This is a genomic window from Nonomuraea sp. AD125B (genome assembly GCF_041402765.1).
Classification (GTDB): domain Bacteria; phylum Actinomycetota; class Actinomycetes; order Streptosporangiales; family Streptosporangiaceae; genus Nonomuraea; species Nonomuraea bangladeshensis.
Map to the genome: position 1 here is coordinate 332,663 of NZ_JBGLOU010000003.1, position 22,122 is coordinate 354,784.

15 protein-coding genes are annotated in these 22,122 nt (G+C 71.4%); 8 read left to right on the forward strand and 7 right to left on the reverse strand.

Going from position 1 to position 22,122, the window contains the following annotated elements:
- Positions 1-30: 30 nt before the first annotated feature.
- From ACBR40_RS10585 to ACBR40_RS10595, 3 genes are read left to right on the forward strand one after another with little or no spacing between them, the layout of a single operon-like run.
- Positions 31-1,278 (forward strand): M24 family metallopeptidase, encoded by a 1,248-nt coding sequence (locus ACBR40_RS10585; RefSeq protein ID WP_344206774.1) that lies wholly within the window; start codon positions 31-33, stop codon positions 1,276-1,278.
- Positions 1,275-1,691: an SRPBCC family protein gene (locus ACBR40_RS10590; RefSeq protein ID WP_344206773.1), complete on the forward strand. Its 417-nt coding sequence runs from the start codon at positions 1,275-1,277 to the stop codon at positions 1,689-1,691. The genes ACBR40_RS10585 and ACBR40_RS10590 overlap by 4 nt, the downstream gene beginning before the upstream one ends.
- Complete coding sequence (locus ACBR40_RS10595) at positions 1,688-2,680, forward strand: MBL fold metallo-hydrolase (RefSeq protein WP_371248535.1); 993 nt, start codon at positions 1,688-1,690, stop codon at positions 2,678-2,680. The genes ACBR40_RS10590 and ACBR40_RS10595 overlap by 4 nt, the downstream gene beginning before the upstream one ends.
- Here the strand turns inward: ACBR40_RS10595 and ACBR40_RS10600 are convergent.
- From ACBR40_RS10600 to ACBR40_RS10615, 4 genes are read right to left on the reverse strand one after another with little or no spacing between them, the layout of a single operon-like run.
- Positions 2,653-4,032, reverse strand: a complete 1,380-nt coding sequence (locus tag ACBR40_RS10600; protein ID WP_371248536.1) for a GH1 family beta-glucosidase — start codon at positions 4,030-4,032, stop codon at positions 2,653-2,655. The two genes, ACBR40_RS10595 and ACBR40_RS10600, sit on opposite strands and share 28 nt — an antisense overlap.
- Positions 4,033-4,061: 29 nt before the next feature.
- Positions 4,062-4,916 carry a carbohydrate ABC transporter permease gene (locus ACBR40_RS10605; protein WP_371248537.1) on the reverse strand — a complete coding sequence of 285 codons (855 nt, stop codon included), beginning with the start codon at positions 4,914-4,916 and terminating at the stop codon, positions 4,062-4,064.
- Positions 4,909-5,919 (reverse strand): carbohydrate ABC transporter permease, encoded by a 1,011-nt coding sequence (locus ACBR40_RS10610; protein WP_371248538.1) that lies wholly within the window; start codon positions 5,917-5,919, stop codon positions 4,909-4,911. The genes ACBR40_RS10605 and ACBR40_RS10610 overlap by 8 nt, the downstream gene beginning before the upstream one ends.
- The gene (locus tag ACBR40_RS10615; RefSeq protein ID WP_371248539.1) at positions 5,916-7,223 is read right to left on the reverse strand and encodes an ABC transporter substrate-binding protein; all 1,308 of its coding nucleotides are present in this window, start codon (positions 7,221-7,223) and stop codon (positions 5,916-5,918) included. The genes ACBR40_RS10610 and ACBR40_RS10615 overlap by 4 nt, the downstream gene beginning before the upstream one ends.
- A gap of 251 nt (positions 7,224-7,474) precedes the next feature.
- Here ACBR40_RS10615 and ACBR40_RS10620 point away from each other — a divergent pair, with 251 nt between their 5' ends.
- Positions 7,475-8,695: an ROK family protein gene (locus tag ACBR40_RS10620; protein WP_371248540.1), complete on the forward strand. Its 1,221-nt coding sequence runs from the start codon at positions 7,475-7,477 to the stop codon at positions 8,693-8,695.
- Between the two features lie 41 nt (positions 8,696-8,736).
- On the opposite strand, the gene ACBR40_RS10625 is transcribed toward ACBR40_RS10620, so the two are convergent.
- Both ACBR40_RS10625 and ACBR40_RS10630 read right to left on the reverse strand, forming a co-directional pair.
- Positions 8,737-11,292: a discoidin domain-containing protein gene (locus ACBR40_RS10625; protein WP_371248541.1), complete on the reverse strand. Its 2,556-nt coding sequence runs from the start codon at positions 11,290-11,292 to the stop codon at positions 8,737-8,739.
- Between the two features lie 28 nt (positions 11,293-11,320).
- Entirely contained in the window at positions 11,321-14,782 is a 3,462-nt protein-coding gene (locus tag ACBR40_RS10630; RefSeq protein WP_371248542.1) for a discoidin domain-containing protein, read from the reverse strand.
- 236 nt (positions 14,783-15,018) lie between these two features.
- On the opposite strand from ACBR40_RS10630, the gene ACBR40_RS10635 reads away from it, so the two are divergent.
- From ACBR40_RS10635 to ACBR40_RS10650, 4 genes are read left to right on the forward strand one after another with little or no spacing between them, the layout of a single operon-like run.
- Positions 15,019-16,359: a DUF1996 domain-containing protein gene (locus tag ACBR40_RS10635; protein WP_371248543.1), complete on the forward strand. Its 1,341-nt coding sequence runs from the start codon at positions 15,019-15,021 to the stop codon at positions 16,357-16,359.
- A complete protein-coding gene (locus ACBR40_RS10640; RefSeq protein WP_371248544.1) occupies positions 16,359-17,462 on the forward strand; it encodes a DUF305 domain-containing protein in 1,104 nt (367 codons plus the stop codon). Before ACBR40_RS10635 ends, ACBR40_RS10640 begins: the two co-directional genes overlap by 1 nt.
- A gap of 12 nt (positions 17,463-17,474) precedes the next feature.
- Positions 17,475-20,129, forward strand: a complete 2,655-nt coding sequence (locus ACBR40_RS10645; protein WP_371248545.1) for a glycoside hydrolase family 3 C-terminal domain-containing protein — start codon at positions 17,475-17,477, stop codon at positions 20,127-20,129.
- Between the two features lie 29 nt (positions 20,130-20,158).
- A complete protein-coding gene (locus ACBR40_RS10650) occupies positions 20,159-21,157 on the forward strand; it encodes a LacI family DNA-binding transcriptional regulator (protein ID WP_371248546.1) in 999 nt (332 codons plus the stop codon).
- A gap of 284 nt (positions 21,158-21,441) precedes the next feature.
- Here the strand turns inward: ACBR40_RS10650 and ACBR40_RS10655 are convergent, their stop codons facing one another.
- Positions 21,442-22,026, reverse strand: coding sequence for a helix-turn-helix domain-containing protein (locus ACBR40_RS10655; RefSeq protein WP_344206760.1), 585 nt, complete (start codon positions 22,024-22,026; stop codon positions 21,442-21,444).
- Positions 22,027-22,122: the final 96 nt, after the last annotated feature.

A 22,122-nucleotide genomic window follows, 5' to 3' on the forward strand; every position in this document is an offset into this window, starting at 1 on the left:
GGCAGGGCGGCCGTCCCTAGCGTTTCCCGCATGAACGTTCCCACCTACTCCCTTGCCGAGCGCGACCGCCGCTGGGCACTCGCACGGGAGATCATGGAAGCCGAGGGCGTACAGGCACTCATCGCCTACGGCGAGCACGAGTGCGCGGACCTCGCCCCCTTCGCGCCGGATGTCTACTTCACCAACGACCGCCCCGGCGCGATCGTCATCTTCTGCCGCGACGCCGACCCGATCGAGCTGACCTGGTCGACCCTGCCCATCGCCGACCACATCCAGGCGCTGCGTCGCGGTGAGGAGTTGTGGATGCCGCCCGAGCGCATCCGCGTGGCCAAGCACGCCGCCGGGGTGGTGGAGGTCCTGCGCGAGCACCGCCTGGAGAGCGCGGCCGTCGGTGTGCTCGGCCTGGATCCCTACCCGCCCTTCCACATCAACCCGATCATGCCGCACGGGCTGTGGAACCAGGTGCTCGCCGAGCTGCCGGACGTGGAGTTCAAGCCGGTCGGGCTCAGCTACCTGTTCGCCACCATCTGCCAGTCGGAGGAGGAGCTGGCCGTCGTCCGCCACTCCGCCGCCACCGGCGACGCCATGGCCGAGGCGATGGTCGAGGCGGCCCGGCCCGGCGCCAGTGAGGCCGACGTGTACGCGGCGGGCATGGCGGCCGCGTTCCGCCGCGGGCTGGCGGCTCCTGACATGCTGCTCTCCTCCGGGCCCGGCTTCGTCTCCTGGGGGCCGCCGGCGTGGTCCTACCGGCCGCAGGCCCCGCGCGTCATCGAGGACGGCGACGTGGTCATGGCGGAGGTGTTCTGCCGGTTCGGCATGAAGGAGACCCAGCACCAGGTGGCCATCGCCGTCGGCGAGGTCCACCCCGACATCGAGCTGGGCGCCAAGGTCGCCCGCGCCGCGTACGAGGCCGGGCTGGCCGCCGCCCGCCCTGGCAACACCTTCGGCGACCTGGTCGAGGCGATGCGCGCGCCGCTGGAGGAAGCCGGCGCCTGGAACGTGCACCCGCTGGTGCACACGCTCAACCCCATGGGCCCGGTGTGCGGGTTCGGCGCCGGGCTGCGCCGCCTCCCCGAGGCCGCCCGCTACGGGCGGCTGTTCGAGGTGCCCACGATGGGCGGTGAGCTGCCCCTCGCCCCGGGCATGACCTTCGCCTTCGAACCCAACGCCGTCATCGGCGACCGCCTGACCAACCTGGGCGGCACCGTCGTCATCGGCGAGGACGAACCCGTCGAGCTGAACCCGCTGACCGCCCAGCTGCTGAGGAGCCGAGTGTGATCACCGTCGACCACACCGCGTCGTACGCGCGTCCCGCCGACGCCGTCTTCGCCGTCCTGTCCGACCCCGCGCGCTTCCCCGAATGGCAGGCCGACGTCCTGGAGTCGCGGATGAACGGTCCGCTGCGTGAGGGCGCCCACGTCGAGCAGGTCCGCAAGGTGATGGGCCGCCGGACCGAGATCGGTCTGACAGTCGCCGACTACGTGCCGGGCGAATCGCTCACGCTGCGCACCCCGCCGCAGGCCAAGCCGGGGGTGAGCCAGACGTACCGCGTCCGCGAGACCGAGGGCGGCTGCCGGGTGGAGTTCCGGCTGGAGCTGAACGGGGTGCCGAAAATGGCCGAGCATCTGGTGCGCACCCAGCTCGGCAAGCAGGTGCCGCAACTCTTCGAACGACTGGGGACGCTGCTGTGACGACGCACCACATCCCGGAGCGAGAGATCGCCGAGCGGCCCGCCGCCTACAACGGGCCCAACCTGTCGCCGGTCGGCCTGAAGCTCGTCCCGCGGCAGCTCGCCGACGGCGTCCACGCGCTGATGGCCGTCCCGGCCCCGAAGGACAACAACGGGCTCATCGCCGGACGGGACGCCGCGCTGGTGGTCGACGCCGGCATCACCCCTGACGTCTCGCGCACCATTCAGTCGCTGGCCGCCGAGCTGACCGACCGGCCGCTGCGCTACCTGGTCAACACGACCTACCACGGCGACCACACCTTCGGGAACCTGGCCTTCCCCGCCGAGACCGTCATCATCTCCTCGCGCGCCAACCGGGACAACATGACCGACCTCGGCTACGAGAAGCAGGTCAGGTCGGGAAACATGTACGGCGACGAGGCCCTCTTCGACGCGGTGACCACCTGGCGGCTCCCCGACCTGGTCTTCGACTCCTTCGCCGAGGTCGACCTGGGCGGCCGGACGGTTCAGCTGTGGCACTTCGGGCCCGGCAACGGCCCGGGCGACACCGTGGTCCACGTGCCCGACATCGGGACGGCGTGGACCGGCAACCTCCTGTGTCACGCCGGCATCGCCCACATGCTGCTGCAGGGCGGCCCCGCGCCGTACGCCGCCACCCTGCGTGCCATGAAGGCGGCGCTGCCCGACCTCCGGACCATCGTGCCCGGCCACGGCCCCTGCGGGGACGGCCACGCGGCGATCGACACGCTGATCTCCTACCTTGAGCGGCTCCACGAGGAGGTCCACGCCGCGACGCAGCAGGGCCGCACCTTGGAGGAGACCACCGCGGCCTGCACGGATCCGTGGGCCGACCGCCTTGACCCGGCGCTCGCCTCCGTCCTCGGACCACCCCAGGCCCAGGACGCGATGCTCCACCTGTGCCGCAACCTGCACAGACTCAACATCCTCACCACCTACCGCCTCTACACGACGGAGGCATCCGCCGGCTGAGCGGCGAGGGCGTGGCGGTGGTCGCGGATGACCTCCGCGTAGCGGCGGCCACTGCTCTTGACCGTACGGCGCTGGGTGGCGTAGTCGACGTGGACGAGGCCGAAGCGCTTGTCGTAGCCGTAGGCCCATTCGAAGTTGTCCAGCAGCGACCAGACGTAGTAACCGGCGAGCGGGGCGCCCCGGCGGGCGGCGCGGGCGCAGGCGGCCAGGTGCTCCTCCAGGTAGCGGACGCGTTCCGGGTCGGCGACGCCGGTGGGGCCGACGGTGTCGGGGTAGGCGGAGCCGTTCTCGGTGACGAGGATCCGGCGCGCCCCGTACTCGGTGGTCAGGCGCATGATCAGACTCTCCAGGCCACCGGCGTCGATCTCCCAGTCCATGCCGGTGCGGGGCGCGTCCGGCCTCGGGACCTGGCGGGCGAAGGGGGGCGGGCCGTCGGGGTCGTCGGCGATCGTCATGGGGAAGTAGTAGTTCAGGCCCAGCCAGTCCAGCGGCTGCGCGATCGTGGCCAGGTCGCCCGGACGTTCGGGGAGGTCGACGCCGTACGTCTCGCGCAGGTCGGCGGGAAAGCCGCGGCCGTGTACGGGGTCGAGCCACCAGCGGTTGGTGTGGCCGTCCATGCGGCGGGCGGCGGCGAGGTCGGCGTCGGAGCCGGTGGCGGCTTCGACGGTGGAGAGGTTGTTGACGATGCCGATCTCCGCGCCGGGCGCGGCGGCGCGCACCGCCTGGGTGGCGAGGCCGTGGCCCAGCAGCAGGTGGTAGGAGGCGCGGACGGCGGCGGTGATGTCGGTGACGCCGGGAGCCATCCTGCCTTCGAGGTGGCCGATCCAGGCCGAGCAGAGCGGCTCGTTGAGCGTGGCCCACTGCCGCACCCGGTCGCCGAGCGCGTCCGCGACGACCGCCGCGTAGGCGGCGAAGTGCTCGGCGGTCTCGCGGGCGGGCCAGCCGCCGCGGTCCTGGAGGGTCTGCGGCAGGTCCCAGTGGTAGAGGGTGGCGTTCGGGGTGATGCCGGCGTCCAGCAGGGCGTCGACGAGGCGGGAGTAGAAGTCGAGGCCCCGCCGGTTGACGGCGCCGTCGCCGCCGGGGACGATCCGCGGCCAGGCGAGCGAGAACCGGTAGGAGGTGACGCCGAGCTCCTTCATCAGGGCGAGGTCCTCGGGCCAGCGGTGATAGTGGTCGCAGGCGACGTCGCCGGTGTCGCCGTTGTCGATCGTGCCGGGGGTGTGGGAGAAGGTGTCCCAGATCGACGGAGATCGGCCGTCCTCCGCCACGGCTCCCTCGATCTGGTAGGCCGAGGTGGCCACGCCCCAGGCGAAGTCCCGGGGCAGGGCGGCGAGGTCGATGGGGTGGGTCACAGAGGTCCTTTCGAGAGGCGGCGCGGGCGTCACTTGACGGCTCCGGCGGTGAGGCCGGCGACGAGGTAGCGCTGCAGGAGCAGGAACCCGGCGACGACCGGCACGCTGACGGTCAGCGACGCGGCCATGACCTGGTTCCAGTAGACGTCGTTCTGCGTGGCGTAGCCCTGCAGGCCGACGGAGAGCGTGCGGGTGGTGTCGTCGGTCATGATCGAGGCGAACAGCACCTCTCCCCAGGCGGTCATGAAGGCGTAGACGGCGACGGCGACGATCCCGGGGATCGCGGCGGGGATGACGATGCGGAACAGCGTGGCGACGGGCCCGCAGCCGTCGACGGCCGCGGCCTCGTCGAGGGCCCGCGGGATCGAGGCGAAGTATCCGATCAGCATCCAGATCGAGAACGGCAGGGAGAAGGTCAGGTAGGTGAGGATGAGACCGCCGCGCGAGCCGTACAGGGCGATTCCGGTCGCGTTGCCGATGTTGACGTAGATCAGGAACAGCGGCAGCAGGAACAGGATGCCCGGGAACATCTGGGTGGACAGCACGGTGACGGTGAAGACCCGCTTGCCGGGGAACTCGTAGCGGCTGACCGCGTACGCCGCGAAGATGGCGATGATCACCGAGAGGACGGTCGCCACCCCCGCCACGACGACGGAGTTCGCGAAGTAGCGGGCGAGCGGGACCGTGTCCCAGATGTCGAAGTACGGCCTGACCGTCAGGCCGCTGGGCAGCCAGCGGAAGCGGCCAGAGACGTCCTGCAGCGGCTTGAGCGAGCTGCTGACCATGACGAACACCGGCACGAGCACGAACCCGGACAGCAGGGTCAGGAACACGGCCCGTGCCCACAGGAAGGACCGCGGAGGCGCGGTCGGCGCGCTAGACATCGGCGGTCTTCCTTCCGCGCGAGGTGACCAGGAGGTACCCGGCCGTCACCACGAGGAGGAACAGGAGCAGCAGGACCGACATGGCCGATCCGGTGCCGAAGTTCCAGGTGACGAACGAGGACTGGTAGATGTGGATGGAGATCAGGTTCGCGGGCGCCGGCGCGGAGTCGCCGAACAGGATGTACGGCGTGTTGAAGTCGTTGAACGTCCACAGGAACAGCACCAGGACGAGGACCCGGTTGATCGGGTGCAGGGACGGCATGGTGATCTTGCGGATCTGCTGCCAGACGCCGGCTCCGTCGATCGCGGCGGCCTCGTACAGCTCCTTGGGGATGTTCTGCAGGGCCGCCATGACGATGAGGAACGCGAACGGCCAGGTCTTCCAGACGGCCACGACGGCGAGCGCGACGAAGCTGTTGTCACCGAGCAGCCAGAAGGGGCGCTCGTCGATCAGGCCGAGCTGGTCGACGAGGACGTGGTTGACCATGCCGTTGTCCCGCTGGAACATGAACGCCCAGGTGATGGCCGCCGCGTAGACGGGCAGCGCGTACGGGGTGAGGAAGACGGCCCGCAGCAGGCCGCGGCCGCGGAAGTTCTCCTGCATGAAGATCGCGGCGGCGGTCCCGACGAGCCAGCACGTGCCGACCGCCAGGACGCTGAAGACGCAGGTGACGAAGAAGGAGTTGAGCAGGTCCTGGCCCACGGGGGCGTCGAGGTCGACCGAGACGCGGTAGTTCTCCAGCCCGCGCCAGGGCGCGGCGCTCCAGTCCCGGATGTAGAACTGGGTGAGCTCCTTGAAGCTCGCCAGGATGCCGGTGAGCATCGGCACCAGGTGCACGAGGAGCTCCAGCAGCGCGGCGGGGAGCAGCAGCAGGTACGGCAGGCTCGCCCGGCGCAGGCGCGGTTTCCTGCGGGGCGTCCGGCCTGCCCCGCCGGGCCGCTCGGTGCGGCGGCCCGGCAGGGCCGGATCCTGGGTGACGGTGGCCATGTCGCGACCGCTCACCGCGTCGGCATCTGCTGCTGAGCCTTGGTCAGGCGCTCCTTGACCAGCTCGGTGGTGATCTCACGCCCTTGGGCCGCGTCGGCGAACAGTTCCTTGACGGCGGTGCCGACCGCGGTCTCGAACTGCGACTCCTCGGGAACTCTCGGGAGCGGGGCGGCGCTGGTGGCGAGCGTGTCGCGCAGGACGGCGAGGTCGGGGGTGTTGAAGGCCGCGTCCTGCTGGGCGGTCTTGACCGGCGGGATGGAGCCGTAGGTCTTGTTGAGGATCTTCTGCTCCTCGTCGCCGGTCATGAACTTCACGAACTGCAGGGCGCCGTCGAGGTTGTCGCTGTTCTTGAAGACGGCCAGGTTGATGCCGGCGACCATGGAGTTGATGTTCTGGCCGGTGCCGGGGGCGCCGGAGGGGACGGGGACCGGGGCGACGCCCCACTCCTCCGGCTTCATGCCGTGGGACTTCAGGGTGGTGGCGGCGGTCTGCCAGAGGATCATGGCGGTGTTGCCCTTGGCGAAGTCCTGCAGTGACTGGTTCTGGGCGTATTCCGCGTTGCCCGGGGCGACGATCTTGTCGGTGGCCATGAAGTCGACGTACTGCTTCACGGCGGCGACGGCGCCGTCGGAGGTGAAGGTCGGCTTGCCCGAGGCGTCGAAGAAGTCGGCGCCGTGCTGCTTGGCGAGGACGAAGACCTGGTGGATGTTGTTCGACAGGTTCGAGCCCTCGACTCCGAGGCCCCACTTGCCGCCGGTGGAGAGCTTCTTGCCGGCGGCGACCAGCTCGTCCCAGGTGGCCGGGGGCTTGTCGATGCCCGCGTCCGCGAACGCCTTCTTGTGGTAGTAGAGCGCGTACGCCATGGAGTACAGCGGGACCGCGGCCGGGTCCTGTCCCTCCGCGCCGGCGGAGGCGAGGGCGGAGTCCACGAAGCGGTCCTTGCCGCCGATCTTGCCGAAGGCGGCCGCGTCCCAGGGCAGCAGGGCGCCGGTGGCCTGCAGGGAGGTGGACCAGGTGTTGCCGATGTTGAGCACGTCGGGCCCTCGGCCGGACGTGGTGGCGGCCAGGATGCGGTTGAGCAGGTCGGCCCAGGGGACGACCTCCAGCTCGACCTTGATCCCGGTCTGCTGCTCGAACTTCTTCAGCTCGGGCGTGAGGATCTCCTTGTCCGCCTCGATGCTGGGGCCCTGGTTGGACGCCCAGTAGGTCAGTGTCTTCGGCGTTCCCTTGCCGGCCTCGCCGGCGCCGGTGCTCCCGGTGCCGCAGGCGGCGAGGGTGCCGAGAGCGAGGACGGCTGCTGCGACTCGTGTTTTCTGCATGACGGGTCGTCCCTTCGAGGGAGTCCTGAGATGGGGGGTGCCGTTCGGGACGATCTCCTGCGGAGAGGTTCCTTCAGACCTTAATTCAGGGCTTGAGTTAATACCTGAGAGATGCGGCCGTCAAGGGACGCGAAACGGTAGATTGCACCCAGGAGAGGAGCCGCATGGCCAAGCTCAGTAGGCAGACCGTCCGCGACCTGCGAAGAAACAGTCGTGGGGCGGTCCTGCAACAGTTGTATTTCAACGGCCCCATGAGCCGTCAGGCGCTGGGCACGGCCACCGGGTTGAGCTCGGGTTCGATCAGCACCATCGTGGCCGAGCTGGCGGGCGAGGGGCTGGTGGAGGATGCCGGCACGGTCGACTCCGACGGCGGGCGCCCCCGCCACCTGCTGCGCGTCCGTCCGGGCTGCGCCTGCCTGATCGGCGTCGACGTCGGGGAGACGCGGGTGCGGGTCGAGCTGTTCGACCTCGGCCTCACCGAGCTCGCCCGCTACGAGCGTCCCTTGGAGGGCAGAGGCCACGACGTGGCGTCGGTCGTCCGGCACATCGCCGACGGAGTGGCCGCCGTCGTCGCCCGCGCGGACGTTCCCGACGACCTGCTTCTCGGCGCCGGCGTCGGCGTGCCCGGCATCGTGGAGCGCGGCTCCGGCGACGGCGCGGTGGTGCACGGGCAGACCATCGGCTGGGACGGGGTCCCCCTGGAGTCCCTGCTGCGTACGTCGGTCGCCCTTCCGCCCGGGGCCCGGCTCTTCATCGAGAACGGCGCCAAGACGCTCGGCCGGGCCGAGATGTGGTTCGGCGGCGGGCGTGGCGCGAGCGACGCGGCCATCGTCCTGTTCGGGTCGGGAGTGGGCGCGTGCGTCGTCACCGGCGGCACGATCATGGAAGGAACCCACAGCAGCGCGGCCGAGTGGGGACACACCGTGGTCCAGGTCCGCGGCCGGCGCTGCCGCTGCGGCTCGCGGGGCTGCCTGGAGGCGTACGCCGGGGCCGAGGCGCTGATCCAGCGCTGGCGCGAGGCCGGTGGGGCGCTCCCCCCTGACGCCGACGAGGAGTCGGCGGTCACATCGATGATCGCCGCCGCCTTTCCCCAGGACGGCGCCGCCCCCGACCCCGTGGCGGTGGCGGTCCTCGACGAGACCGCCGAGTACCTGGGCGCCGGCCTGGCCAACCTGATCAACCTCTACAACCCGGAGCGCATCCTGCTCGGCGGCTGGGCCGGGCTGCAGCTCGCCCCGTACCTGCTGGACGCCGTACGACGCCACGCGACCGCCTACGCGCTGCGCCACCCCGCCGGGCAGGTCGTGATCGAGCCGGGACGGCTCGGACCCGACGCCGTCACGGTCGGCGCCGCGACGCTGCCGCTGGCCGAATTCTTCGCTCGCGGCGGACGCCGGGACTCCCCCGTGGCCGAGGCCGACCTGGTGCCCGAGCGGACGGGGTGGCGCGCGGTGGCGGGCGTCCAGGTCTGAGCCCCGGCCGGTGCGGTTCCCCGCACCGGCCGGGCCTGCCGTCAGGGGTAGGAGACGACCGTGGACGGGATGGTGTCGGTGCCGAACGCCGGGGCGCCGGTGTCGTTGATGACGTGGTTGTAGCGGCCCTTCCCGCCGAGGGAGACCACCAGGAGGCTGTGGAAGCGCACCCCGGGCTTCACGGGAGCCTCGAAGCCGTGGTCCACCTCGATCGTCGGATCGCTGGTGAAGACGCAGTAGCTGCCCATGCCCCAGCCCTCGTGGACGTTGACCGAGTCGTCGACCTTGTACGCGGCCCAGCCCTTGACGGAGCCGTTCATGAACGCGGCCTGGTTCGGCGGGTCGTAGGCCAGCTCGTTCTGGAAGAAGATCGTCCGGCCGCGCTCGCCGGACCACTGCACGTTGTACTTCTGGAAGTGCTCGACGAACAGGCCCGTGGCCAGCACGTCGTCGCCGTGGACCCGCAGGCCGTAGTCGGCGGTGTTGACGTTCCAGCCGACGCCGTCGCCGTGGTCGGCGCGCCAGATCCAGGTGTGGTCGATGATCGTGTCATCGCTGTGCACCACCAGGCCGGCGGTCGCCTTCCCGGCGAACTGGCCGCCGACACGGACGAACACGTCCTGCAGCGAGACGGGGTTGGCGGAGTGGTCGGTGTGCGCGCCCTGCCTGCCGATCTCGATCAGGGTCGGCGAAGTGACCGGACCGGCGTCGATGAGGAAGCCGGCGAGCTTCACCCCGTCCACGTCCGCGACCCTCATCGCCGTGATCCCGCCTTGGGGGACCAGCGTCGCCAGGCCGAGGCCCATGACGATGGTGTTCGCCCGGTTCACCTCGATCGTCTGGTCGAGCTGGTAGATGCCGGGCGTGAACAGCAGGTGCAGACCTTGGGCGAGCGCCCGGTTCAGGGTCGCGGCCGTGACCCCGGGCTTCGCGACGTAGAAGGCGGCGAGCGGGACGGACGTGCCCGGAGTGGGGCCGTTCGCCCAGCTGATGCCGCGCGCGTCGGTGCGCTTGCCCGGCACGAACACCCGGTAGCCGTCGCCGTCCAGGTAGAGGTACGGCTTCTCCCGGCTGACCGGGGTGGTGTCCAGGGTCGTGTAGCGCGGCTCCGGGAAGCTGCCCGCGGGCGCTCCCTGGACGCCGGAGAAGGTCATGTTCCACACGCTGTTGGTCCAGCCGCCGATGGTGCTGTCGCGGGTGTACCACTGCTGCTGGGAGTACGGCCCGACCTGGCCGTCGATCTTGCTGTCGGCGATGTAACCGCCGGACGCCCACCCGTACCCGGACGGCGCCAGGTCGAGCGCGCCCTTGATGTGCATCCGCCGGAACGGCGCCGCCTGGGAGACCGCCCACCTGTTGGTCCCGTCGTAGGGGGCGACGGACAGGTTCTCGGTGGAGCGCCAGAAGTTCTGGGTGGCGTTGCCGTTGAACCAGCCCGCGTCGACGCTCACGCCCTTGACGGTGACGTCGTCGGGGTTACGGCCCAGGCCGTGGACCGAGGTGTAGAAACCCGTGTTGACGTTGACGTCGTAGCTGCCGGGCCTGAACATCAGCGCGTAGCGGCCGAGACCGAACTGCGCGGCCTCCTGCTGCTTGTAGATCTGGTCGATCTGCGCCTGGATCGTGGCCGCCGGCATGGACGGGTCGAAGACCTTCACGTTCGGGCCCAGGTCGCCGCCGCCGGGCAGGTCCTCCCCGCCGCCGTCGCCCTTGACGCGCACGGCGACCTCCCACAGCGAGTAGCCGTAGCCGGTGCCTCGGGCCGTCCCGTGGACGCGTACGTACCGGCCGGAGCCGGTCACCTGGTACGAAGCGGCGCCTCCGGTGCCGCCGGTCACCGTCTTCAGTGTGGTCCAGTTCGTGCCGTCGGCGGAGGCCTGGATCGTGAAGTCCCTGCCGTAGGCGGCCTCCCAGTTCAGGCCGACCTCGCAGATCTCCCGCACAGAACCGAGATCGACCCGCAGCCACTGCGGGTCGGCGGCGGCGCTGGACCATCGGGTCGCGGTGTCGCCGTCGAAGGCGTTCTTGGCCGGGGTGCCGGCGTTCTCCGTCGAGGACGCGGTGGCGGGCCGGTTCAGGGCGGCGTTGGCCGCGCCGCACGCGCCGCCGCTGCCGCCGCCGGTCGTGCCGTAGACCTTGAACTCCCACAGCGAGTAGCCGTAGCCGGTGGCGCGAGCGGTGCCGAGCATCCGGACGTAGCGGCCGTCGCCTGTCACGTCCAGGGAGTCGACGCCGCCGTCGCCGCCGGTCACGGTCTTCAGGTCGGTCCAGTTCGTCCCGTCCTGAGAGGTCTGGATCCGGTAGCCGGTGGCGTAGGCCGCCTCCCAGTTCAGCACGACCTTGCTGATGTGGGCCGAGGCGCCCAGGTCCACGCTGAGCCATTGCGGGTCGGCGCCGGCGACGCTGGACCAGCGGGTGGCGTCGTCGCCGTCCACCGCCAGGGCCGGTGCGGTGCCGTAGTGCTCGACGGAGGAGGCGGTCGCGGTCCTGCCCTGGGAGAGCAGGGGGTCGTCGGCGTACGCGGGGGCGGTGATCAGGGGCACGGCGAGGAGGCCGGCCAGGACCGCGATCGCGGCCTTTGTCGGTCTGAGGTGCATGGCATCCGCTTTCAGGTGGAGGGGTTCGCTAGCGGTAGACGCCGAACTCCCAGAGGGAGTAGCCGTAGGTCGTGCCGCGTTCGGTCAGGTTGAGCCGGACGTACCGGGCGGAGGTGTTCAGGTCGATGCCGTCGAACCCGCCGTCCCCGGTGGTGGTGGCGTGCACGGTGGTCCAGTCGGTGCCGTTGACGGAGGTCTGGAGCTGGTACGCCTTGGCGTAGGCGCCCTCCCAGCCGAGCTGGACGTGCTTGATCGGGGTGAGCGCGCCGAGGTCGACCCGGATCCATTGCGGATCGGCCCACTCACTGGCCCACCGCGAGCCGAAGCTGCCGTCGGTGGCCCGATCCGGGGTGAACGGGCCGCCGTCGCCGGTCGCCTGGTACGACGAGGCCGTGGTCGGCTTGCCGCGCGCCACGTTGGTGCCGTCGACGACCGGCGGCACCACCCGGAACGAACGCTGCTCGATGCCGGCGTTGCCGTGACCGTCGAAGGCGTAGACGTACACCTTCCAGACGCCGAGCTGCTCGGGCGCGGTCACGGTGAGCCTGCCAGGGGCGGTCTGGGTGAAGCGGGCGTGCCGGAAGCCGCGGTTGCCGGTGATGTGCTTGTCGCTGAGCATCACGTGGTAGCGGATCAGGTCCCCGTCGGGATCGGTGGTCTGGGTGTCGACGGTGAACGTGCCGCCGGCGGGGACCGCGGTCTGCGAACCGACCGTCATCGAGGTGATGCGCGGCGGGGTGTTGCCGGTCGGCCGGCCGGTGTAGGCCTGCTGGAGGGCGTGGAAGCCGTGACGGCGCCAGCCGCCCGGGGTGATGTTCAGCCAGACGCCGCCGAAGTCGTTCTCCAGGCCGTAGTGGAACATGGTCGCGCCGAGCGCCGCCCCGGTGTGGCCGCTGATGGCGTTCCAACTGGCCGTGTACATCTGGCCCTTCTCCAGATCGGTCGGCTCGTCGGGGACGCCGTTGACGTCGTTCGGGACCTCCCACTCGCCGTCCGGCCCGGCCTCCGTGACGATGTACGGCTTGTCGTATCCGCCGGCGATCCAGTCGTTCTTCACGGTGTGAATGGCGCCGTAGGAGTTGACGGCGAGCAGGTCGAGCGCGGGCGAGTGGGCCTTGTAGTAGGTCCAGGCGTGGGTGTAGGCGTCGGTCGAGGTGACCGGGTGGTCGGGGTCCGCGGCATGGACGGCCACGGCGACCTCGTTGACGAACTTCGCGTACGCCACCCGCCGCTGCTCCACCACGTCGGCCGGCAGTCCGTGGTCCTGCATGGTGAGGATGACCTCGTTGCCGACGTCCCACATCAGCACGCCCTGGCGGTTCTTCAGCGCGTTGACCCGGGCCACGATCTCGTTCTTCACGGTGGTCTTGTAGGCCGTGTCGTTGACGTAGTCGGCGCCCTGGTTCAGCCAGTGCCCGACGATCACCTTGATCCCGTTCCGGGCCGCGGCGTCGAGCAGAGAAGGCGTGGCGGCGTCGTCCACACCCCAGGTGCGGATGGTGTTGACGCCCATCGCCTTCAGGTCCCGCATGTACCCGTCGGCCGCGGCCTGCGGCGGGCCGTAGGTCACGCCCTTGATCAGGTACGGCTGGCCGTTGACCGACAGTTGCCAGTTGCCGTTGCCGCCGGTCACTCGGACGACGCTCGGCCCGGCGGGGACCGGTCCGTCGGTCATCGGGGCCGGCGTGGCGCCCGACCGGCGGGCGACCGACACCCAGTCGGCGCTCAGCACGCCGCCCGAGGCGGTCTCCGGCGACGGTGTGGTGACTCCGGCGGCGGCGTTCGGCAGCGAGCCGCCGATGGCCAGGTCCAGGCGGAGGTAGAAGCCGTGATGAACGGCCGCCCGCCAGGCGGCGACGCCGACCTGGCTCTGCCGTACGACCCAGGTCTGCCTGCCGTCGAGGTAGAAGCGGATCTCCTCGTCGCTCTTGGTGCGGTCGATCACCTGCGAGAACTCGTGGTAGCCGGTCGCGCAGCCACCACAGGTGGCGAAGCCGCTGGTACGCCCGTTGTACTCGTTGCAGACGCCGTCGGGCGCGGTGCCGCAGTGCAGCGTGTTGGAGAACTCGTCGGCCCCGTTGACGGCCGTCATGATGTCGGTCTCGCCGACGCCCGGCCAGTTGGTGTAGTCGCCGCGGTAGGCGGCGCCGGTGGCGCGGAAGCCGGGCCAGTAGCCGAGGGCCTTCGCGACGTCGGGCAGCTTCAGCCGGGCGCTGAAGCGGACCATCTCGCCGGGCCTGGCCTCGAAGTCGGTGCGCTGCGTCTCGACGCGGCCGGAGGTCCAGTTGCCGTCGCGGTCCTTGAGCGCCTTGATGCTGAGGTGGCCGTCGCCGTCGAGGCTGACGTTGGCGGTGGAGTCGCTCATCGTCTCGACCTCGCCGGTGCCCCAGTTCGCGGCGCCGCCGGGATAGGAGGTGCCGGTGCGCCTGATCCAGTTGGCGGCCGACGGCGAGGTGCCGGCCGGGCCGGTGAAGTCCTCGCGCCACACCTCGGTCCAGTCGCCGGGCTCCTCGGGCTGGTCGCCGGTGTTGATCTGCAGTTCCCAGAGGGAGTAGCCGTAGCCGGTGCCGCGCTGGGTGCCGAGCATCCGGACATAGCGTCCGGTGCCGGACACGTCGAGGGCGTCGGTGCCGCCGTCGCCGCCGGTCACGGTCTTCAGGTCGGTCCACGCTGAACCGTCGGGCGAGGACTGGATCTTGTAGGCGGTGCCGTAGGCGGCCTCCCAGAGGAGGGTGACCTTGCAGATGTTCCGGCTGGAGCCGAGGTCGACCTGGATCCACTGCGGGTCGGATGCCGCGCTGGACCAGCGGGTGCCGTTGTCGCCGTCCACGGCGGCGCCGGCCGCGTAGGCGGCGCCCTCGGTCGAGGAGGCGGTGGCGGGCTTGCCCTGGGCGGCGTTGGCGGTGCCGCAGCCGGAGGTCTGGCCGCCTTCGCCGTACACCTGGAACTCCCAGAGGGAGTAGCCGTAGCCGGTGCCGCGCTGGGTGCCGAGCATCCGGACGTAGCGGGCGGTGCCCGTCACGGTGTGCGCGTCGGTGCCGCCGTCGCCGTCGGTGATGGTCTTCAGGTCGGTCCAGGAGCTGCCGTCGGCGGAACCCTGCAGCTTGTAGCCCCGGCCGTAGGCGGCTTCCCAGGTGAGGACGATCCTGCTCAGTACGGCCGGGGCGCCCAGGTCCACCTGGAGCCATTGGGCGTCGCTGAAGGCGCTTGACCAGCGGGTGCCGGCGTTGCCGTCCACCGCCATCGCGGCGGCGGTGTCGCCGCCTTCGGCGGAGGACGCGGCGGCGGCCTTGCCCTGCGACAGCAGGACCTCGGCCATGGCGGCGGCGGCCGCTGGGGCCACGGTGGCGGCGGGTGCCGGTGCGGCCAGGGCGGATACGGGGGCGGCCAGGGCGGGGGCCGCCGGGGCGGGGCCGAGCCCGGCCAGGCCCGCCACCAGGGCGACGACCAGGCCGAACCGGAACCGGCCGGGATGTCGGACGGGAAACACGTTCACTCTCTCCTAGGGGTGGGCGGTGCCGAGAGAAGGAGGAGAGCGCTCTCCGTGCCGTGACACTGCATCCTGGCGCGAGCCCCGTCAAGGCCCAAAACGTTGCTGGGCCGAAATGCGCAGGTCACCGCCACGTAATCGAGAAGTGCGGTTTCTCACCGCCTTGACAAGCCGTCGGTCCGGCGTTCACTCTCTCAGGAGAGCGCTCTCCCACCCCCCGCCCCCGAGGAGAGACCATGTCCGTGCTCCGAAGAAAGACCGCCCTCGCGTCAGCCGCCGCCATCGTCTCCGCGGTGGCGGCCACCAGCCTGGCCTTCGTGCTGCCCGCCGCCGCCGACACGGTGCTGTCCCTGGGCAGAGCCGCCTCGGCGTCATCGTCGGAGGGCGGCGCGTACGCGGCCGGCGCCGCCTTCGACGGCGACCTCACCACCCGCTGGTCGAGCGCCTGGACCGACCCGCAGTGGATCCAGGTGGATCTGGGCGCCCCGGCCACCATCAGCAAGGTCGTGCTGTCATGGGAGGCCGCCTACGCGCGCGACTACAAGGTCCAGTCCTCCCCCGACGGCAACTCGTGGACCGACCTGAAGACCGTGACCGGCGGCGACGGCGGCACCGACACCTGGAGCGTCAGCGGCACCGGCCGCTACGTACGCATGTACGGCACCGCCCGCGCCACCGGCTACGGCTACTCGCTGCTGGAGTTCGAGGTGCACGGCACCGGCGGCGCCGGAACCACGCCCCGGCCCAAGCCGACCTTCACCGACGAGGTCACCCACCACGAGTTCCAGGCCAACTGCTCGCTGACCGCCAACCGGCCCGACGACCCGATCGTCTACCCCGGACTGCCGGGTGCGTCGCACATGCACACCTTCGTCGGCAACACCACCACCAACGCCCACAGCACGTCCTCCTCGCTGCTGGGCGGCAACACCTCCTGCACCAACCACCACGACAAGTCCGCCTACTGGTTCCCCAGCTTCTACAAGGGCAACCAGCTCATCGAGCCCGTGGGCAACCAGGTGATCTATTACAAGTCCGGCATCCTGGAGTACTGGCGGGTGCAGCCCTTCCCGCAGGGCCTGCGCTTCGTCGTCGGCAGCCCGACCTCCACCCAGGAGGAGTTCCGCACCCACCCGGGCGCGGTCGAGGGCTTCGAGTGCGGCGACCTGTCCAAGAGCTGGGACATCCCGCAGTACTGCGTGCCCGGCAGCCAGGTCAACGTACGCTTCCAGGCTCCCAGCTGCTGGAACGGGGTCAACCTCGACAGCGCCGACCACAAGAGCCACATGGCCTACCCCGTCGGCGGCTACTGCCCGTCGAGCCACCCGGTCGCGGTGCCCATGCTGGAATTCAAGATCGCATTCCCGGCGAGCGGTGACCTGTCGCAGGCGCGCCTGGCCAGCGGGCGCGGGTACACCTGGCACTACGACTTCTTCAACGCCTGGGACGACCCGCGCATCCTCGATGCGCTGGTCACCCACTGCATCAACGGCGGACTGCAGTGCAATCCGCGCGGCTACGACCTCTACAAGCCGCACCGGGGAGCGGCGCTCACCGAGGACTTCGAACTGCCTTGATGTCCTCTGCGGGAACACCCGGCCCGTCCGCCCGCCCCGGCCACCGGGACGGGCGGACGGCACCGCGCACGGCCGCTGAGCGCACGTCGTCGGCACCGCGCACGGCCGACGAGCGCACGTCGTCGGCACCACGCGCGGCCAAGGAACGCTCGTCGTCGGCACCACGCGCGGCCAAGGAACGCTCGTCGTCGGCACCGCGCGCGGCCGACAAGCGCACGACGTCGGCTCGGACCGCGCCGGCGGCGCTGGTGCTGCTCGCGCTGGCGGCGGTGCTGATGGGCGGCTGCCTGGCCCGCGGCGACTCCGCGGCACGGCACGCGCACCACGTACCGGGCCGCGGCGACTCCGCGGCACGGCACGCGCACCACGTACCGGCGTCCACGCAAGCGGGCGGATCGCGGATCGCGCACCCCGTACCGGCACCCACGCAAGCGGACGGCCCACAGATCACGCACCCCATACCGGCGTCCACACAAGCGGACGACCCACAGATCACGCACCCCGTACCGGCACCTACGCAAGCGGGCGATCCACGGATCGCCCACCCCGTCACGAGCGGGAGCGTCAACCCCACCGATGTGGCCTGGCTGCAGCTCATGATCCCGATGGACGAGCGAGTCCTGCCGCTGCTCGACCTCGGCGCCTCCCGGAGCCACGCACCTGCCGTGGGCCAGCTGGCCGCTCGGCTGCGCGCCGCGCACGTCGCCGAACTCGCCCGCCTGCGCGCAGCCCTCCACGCCACCGCCCTCCACACCACCGGACCGCCCACCACCGGACCGCCCACCGGACCGCCCGCCACCGCCCTCCACACCACCGATCTGCCCGCCACCGGACTGCCCGCCACCAACCCGCACGCCGGGCACGACATGCCCGGGATGATCACCGCCGCCGAACTCGCTCGCCTGCGCACCGCCGAAGGCCCGGCCTTCGACACGCTCTTCACCGGCCATCTCCGCGCCCACCTACGCCAGTCGCGGTCCGTGACCCGCTCGGAACAGGTCTCGGGCGCCGACCCCGGCATCAAGGCGCTGGCCGCCGCCATCGAACGCACCCGTACGACCCAGCTCTCCGCCCTCGGAGCGGTAGAGCGCTCTCCCTCCTGAAAGGACACGCGTGTGATCCCGGACGACCTCGACCGCCTGGTGGACAAGCTGGACCTGGAGAGCAAGGTGCGGCTGCTCACCGGAGCGACCGTGTGGCGCACGCCCGCCGAGCCCGCCATCGGGCTGGAACCCATGGTGACCTCCGACGGCCCCGCCGGCGTACGCGGGGAAGGATGGAACGAGCGCCGGACCTCCCTGTCGCTCCCCTCCGCCACCGCGCTCGCGGCCACCTGGGACGAGAGCCTGGCCCAGTCCATGGGCGAACTGCTGGCCGTCGAGGCGCGGCGCAAGGGGGTGCACGTCGTCCTGGCCCCCACCCTGAACCTGCACCGTTCCCCCCTGGCCGGACGACACTTCGAGTGCTACTCCGAGGACCCGCTGCTGACCGGTCGCATCGGCGCGGCGGTGATCCGCGGCATCCAGTCGCGCGGGGTCGCGGCCACGGCCAAGCACTATGTGGCCAACGACTCCGAGACCGACCGGCTCACCCTCGACGCCCGCGTCGACGAGCGCACCCTGCGCGAGGTGTACCTGGCGCCCTTCGAAGCAGCCGTCCAGGCGGGGGTCTGGGTGGTGATGTCGGCGTACAACGGGGTCAACGGCGTCACCATGTCCGAGAACGAGCTGCTGGCCGAGCCGCTGAAGGGTGAGTGGGGGTTCGACGGGGTGGTGGTGTCGGACTGGGGAGCGGTGCGGTCCGCCGTCGCCTCCGCGCGTGCCGCCCAGGACCTGGTCATGCCGGGCCCCGGCGGGCCGTGGGGCGAGGCGCTGGTGGCGGCCGTCCGCGCCGGCGAGGTGCTGGAGGCGGCGATCGACGACAAGGTGCGCCGCCTGCTGCGGCTGGCCGCCCGCGTCGGCGCACTCCCCGGCTCCCCCGCCCCCTCCACCGCCGGCCCCTACGCCGGTGACCTCACCGTCGCCTGCCCCGCCGCCCCCTACGCCGGTGACCTCACCGCCTCCTCCACCGCCGGCCCCTCCGCCGGAAACCTCACCGCCCCCTCCGCCCTGAGCCCTTCCGCCGGCGGCCCCACCACCGGGAGCGTCGGTGAGCGTCCGGATCGCGCCGAGCATCTGGATCGCGCCGAGCATCCGGATCACACTGAGCGTCCGGATCGCGCTCTCCTGCGCCGTACGGTCGCCGCTTCGACCGTACTGCTGCGCAACGAGGGCGACCTCCTCCCCCTCGACCCGGTCCGGCTGACCCGCGTCGCCGTCATCGGACCGAACGCCGCCAGGCCCCGCATCCAGGGCGGCGGGAGCGCGGGCGTCTACCCTGAATCCCTCGTCACTCCGCTCGCCGGCCTGCGCACCGCGCTGAACGGTCACGCCGAGGTGCACCATGCCACCGGCGTCGCCCTTGGCGGTTTGCCCGCCCCCCTCGACGTCGCCATCGCCCGGAATCCGCGTACCGGCGAGCCCGGGCTCCTGGTCCGCCTCCTCGACGCCGCAGGCGCCGAGATCCACGCCGAGCATCGCCTCACCGGCCGACTTCCCGAACCGGAAGGACCGATCCACCGGGCCGCCGCCGTCGAGGTCAGAGCCCTCGTACGGCCGGACCGCGCGGGCCCCTGGGACGTGGCCGCCGCCGGATGGGGCCGCTTGGAGCTGACCGTGGACGGCCGCGTCGTGATCGACGAGACGGTCCCCCGGCACACCGACGACCCCGCCACCGTGCACCTGGCTCCGCCGTACCGCACGGGACGCGTCACCTTCGAAGCGGGCCGCCAGGTCGAGATCGTCATGCGCCGCGAGCTCGTCCCCGGCGGCGGGCGGGCCTGCGTGCTGGCCGCCGCCCCGGCTCCCGCGGACGCGGCGGCCGAGCTGGCCGCCGCGGTCGAGCTGGCCGGCTCGTGCGATGTGGCCGTCGTCGTGGTGGGCACCACCGAGCAGGCCGAGAGCGAAGGCGTCGACCGGGAGACGCTCGCGCTGCCCGAGGGCCAGGACGAGCTGGTGCGGGCCGTCGCCGCGGCCAACCCGGCGACTGTCGTGGTGGTCAACTCCGGCGGTCCCGTGGCGATGCCGTGGCGGAAGGAGGCGGCGGCCGTCCTGGTCAGCTGGTTCCCCGGCGAGGAGGGCGGCAACGGCCTGGCGGACGTGCTGCTCGGCCGGGCCGAGCCGGGCGGGCGGCTGCCCACCACCTGGGCGGACCGGGCCCTGGCTCCGACTGTGCCGGAGCGGGGCGTGCTCGAGTACGCCGAAGGCCCGCACATCGGGTACCGGGGCTGGCTGCGGGAGCAGGACTCGCCCGCGTACTGGTTCGGGCACGGGCTGGGCTACACGACCTGGGCGTACGAGGGGTTGTGGGCACCGGAGCGGGTCGCGCGCGGCCGGCCGGTGCGGGTGCGCGTCACGCTGCGCAACACCGGCCGGCGGACGGGCCGCGAGGTGGTCCAGGTGTACCTGGCCAGGCCGCAGGATCACGAACGGCCGGTTCGGTGGCTGGCGGGGTTCGCCGCCGTGACGGCCGTGCCCGGCGAGCAGGTGGAGGCGGTGGTGGAGGTGCCGGCCAGGGCCTTCCAGCACTGGGCGGGCGCCTGGCGTACAGCCGAGGGCGAAGTGTCGGTGCTCGCCGGGCGCTCGGCCGCCGATCTCCCGCTGGAGGCTGTCATAACGGTCTCACACAGCAAGGAGAGCGCTCTCCAATCGCATGTTATAAAGAGCGGGTGAAACAAGGGGGCTCTCCTACCCTGGAAGACGTGGCACGGGTCGCCGGTGTCTCCCGCGCCACCGTCTCCCGGGTGATCAACGGCATTCGCAACGTCGACCCTGTCATCCAGGCGACGGTGCTGCAGGCGATCGACACCATCGGCTACGTCCCCAACCGCGCCGCCCGTTCCCTCGTCACCAGGCGCACCGGCGCGGTCGCCCTGGTGCTGTCCGGGGCGGGGGGCGACGATGACCCGTCACCCAGTCCCATCCTCACTGACCCGTTCTTCGGCCGCGTCGTCGCCGGGATCATCAGCTTTCTGCGGCCGCGTGGCATCCACCCGGTGCTGATGTTCGCCGACAACGCGCAGAGCCGCGCGGAGGTCGTGTCGTACCTGCGGCAGGGCGATGCCGACGGCGCGCTGCTGGTTTCCACGCACGCGGCCGACCCGCTGCCGGTGGAGCTGGTAGAGGCGGAGGTGCCCGCGGTGCTGTTCGCCCGGCCGGCGAGCAGTGTCCCGATCAGCTACGTCGACCTCGACCACCGGGCCGGCGCCGCCCTGGCCGCCGACCGGCTCGTGGAGTTGGGGCGCCGCCGCGTCGCCAGCGTCTGCGGTCCGCTCGACGTGCCCGCCGCCCAGGCACGCCTGGCGGGATTCCAGGACGCGATGGCCAGGCACGGACACGCCTACGTCCCCTACAGCGAGGGCGGCTTCACCTACGACAGCGGCGAAAGGGCCATGGAACGGCTCCTGGCCGAGCGACCCGACCTCGACGGCGTGTTCGTCGCCAACGACCTGATGGCCCAAGGCGCGCTGCACGCGTTGCGCCACCACGGACGCTCCGTCCCCGATGACGTGGCGGTGATCGGCTTCGACGACAGCAGCGCCGCGACCGCCTGCCGCCCACCGCTCACGACCATCCGGCACCCGGTCGAGGACATGGCCGCCGAGATGGCTCGCCTCCTCCTCGACCACATCGACGAGCCGGGCCGTACGCCCAGGTCCGTCATCTTCGAGCCCGCCTTGATCGTCCGCGCCTCCGGCTGACAGCAGACGGCCGAGTCGTGTCGTGCGGATTCGTGGTGCTGAGCGTAGTGGATGGCCTCGAACCCGTCGGGCGGACGTGTCCGATGGCTGAGTGCAGGGCATCCTTCTTCAACTCTTCCGGCAGCTCAGCGTCGAGGACGGCTTCGCGCACGCGCACGTTCATCGACGTCACAGTGCCGGGCGGCACTGACATCCCCTTGCGCTCCGGCCGGCCGTGATCGGTGCGGCACCGCGAGCGCGCCCCGGCAGGGCCATGCCGATCATGTACGGATCCAGCTGATCTGTCATGCGGCCTGGCCTCGGATGCCCTTGATCGCGATGTCCAGCAGCCGGTCCGCCCGCTCGGTGTCGTCGTCGCGCTCGGTGGCCAGCGAGATGGCGTTGACGAGCGCGAGCAGATCCTCGGCGCGGAGCCCGGGACGTACGGCGCCTGCCTGTTGTGCCCGTCGCAGGAGTTCACGCGCCGCGTCGGTGATCATCGCCTGACAGCCCTCGTTCTGTTCCAGCAGGTCGGCATCCCGGCCGTCGTGCAGCAGCGAGGCGGCCAGGCCGCGGCTGGTGCCCGCGTAGGTGTTGAGGTCCCTCAGCCAGGCCAGGAGCGCGGGGCCCGGCTCGCTCTCCTCGGCCCGTTGCGCCGCCATGGCGCACAACTCCTCGACACGATCGTGGAAGACGGCTTCGAGCAGAGCTCGACGGGAGGGGAACAGTCGGTGCAGCGTCGCCGATCCCGTCCCGGCCTGACGGGCGATCTCCTTCAGGGCCGCGCCGGCGCCGTCACGCGCGAAGACGTCCCGGGCCGCGCTGACGATGCGGTCGTAGTTGCGCTGGGCGTCCGCACGCAAGGGCCGTCGCCGGGCGGTGTGGGGCATGGCCTTCTCCAGGCTTTGACAAGTGGGCTGGCGCTCCGGTTAGAGTAGCCGAACCGTAAGTGGGCCGCCAGCCCACTTACGGCTCGGAACGACTGG

Bases quoted from the DNA above. Each gene is read 5' to 3' on its own strand.
- ACBR40_RS10635 (WP_371248543.1), top strand. From the start codon at position 15,019: ATGTCCGTGCTCCGAAGAAAGACCGCCCTCGCGTCAGCCGCCGCCATC.
- ACBR40_RS10615 (WP_371248539.1), bottom strand. From the start codon at position 7,223: ATGCAGAAAACACGAGTCGCAGCAGCCGTCCTCGCTCTCGGCACCCTC.
- ACBR40_RS10655 (WP_344206760.1), bottom strand. From the start codon at position 22,026: ATGCCCCACACCGCCCGGCGACGGCCCTTGCGTGCGGACGCCCAGCGC.
- ACBR40_RS10640 (WP_371248544.1), top strand. From the start codon at position 16,359: ATGTCCTCTGCGGGAACACCCGGCCCGTCCGCCCGCCCCGGCCACCGG.
- ACBR40_RS10625 (WP_371248541.1), bottom strand. From the start codon at position 11,292: ATGCACCTCAGACCGACAAAGGCCGCGATCGCGGTCCTGGCCGGCCTC.
- ACBR40_RS10605 (WP_371248537.1), bottom strand. From the start codon at position 4,916: ATGTCTAGCGCGCCGACCGCGCCTCCGCGGTCCTTCCTGTGGGCACGG.
- ACBR40_RS10585 (WP_344206774.1), top strand. From the start codon at position 31: ATGAACGTTCCCACCTACTCCCTTGCCGAGCGCGACCGCCGCTGGGCA.
- ACBR40_RS10620 (WP_371248540.1), top strand. From the start codon at position 7,475: ATGAGCCGTCAGGCGCTGGGCACGGCCACCGGGTTGAGCTCGGGTTCG.